This window comes from Allobosea sp. 05T433, assembly GCF_056396065.1.
On the sequence record NZ_JBFTKS010000120.1, the window covers coordinates 1 to 535 of the forward strand.

Annotated in this window: 1 protein-coding gene; it reads right to left on the bottom strand. The window is 65.0% G+C overall.

All coding sequences use genetic code 11. From position 1 onward, the window contains the following. Window positions 1-535 (bottom strand): calcium-binding protein (locus AC1DGP_RS35290; protein WP_476833303.1); only part of this gene is annotated, 535 nt, incomplete at both ends.

A 535-nucleotide genomic window follows, 5' to 3' on the forward strand; every position in this document is an offset into this window, starting at 1 on the left:
ATCCATCCGTGCCGGCGCCGCCGGTCAGTGCGTTGTTGCCGGCATTGCCGGTGAGGATGTTGTCGCCGGTATTGCCAGTCGCGTTGACATTCGCGGTTCCCGTCAGCGTGACGTTCTCGACATTGGCATAAAGTGCGAGGTCGAGATTGACCGCTCCGGTCACCGTATCGATGCCGCCGGCAGCGCCTGCAGCCTCGATGACCTGGTCCCGTTGAGCAGCCGTGCCTGCCACATCGTCGATGACATAGGTGTCGTCGCCGGCACCGCCGGTCATGACGTCGCCCGTAGTGTTGGGATTGGCGCCGCCATCGAGACGATCGTTGCCTGCGCCGCCGTTCAGCGTGTCGGCACCGGCCCCGCCGCTGAGCACGTCGTTGCCCTGTCCACCGGTCAGCGCGTCGTTACCGGCCCCGCCGCTGAGCGCGTTGTCGTTGGCATCACCGGTGATCGAGTCGTTGCCGCTCCCGCCGATGAAATTCTCGATATTGGCGATCGTGTCGGAAGTTGCGTTCGTGGTCCCCGACCCCGCAACGAC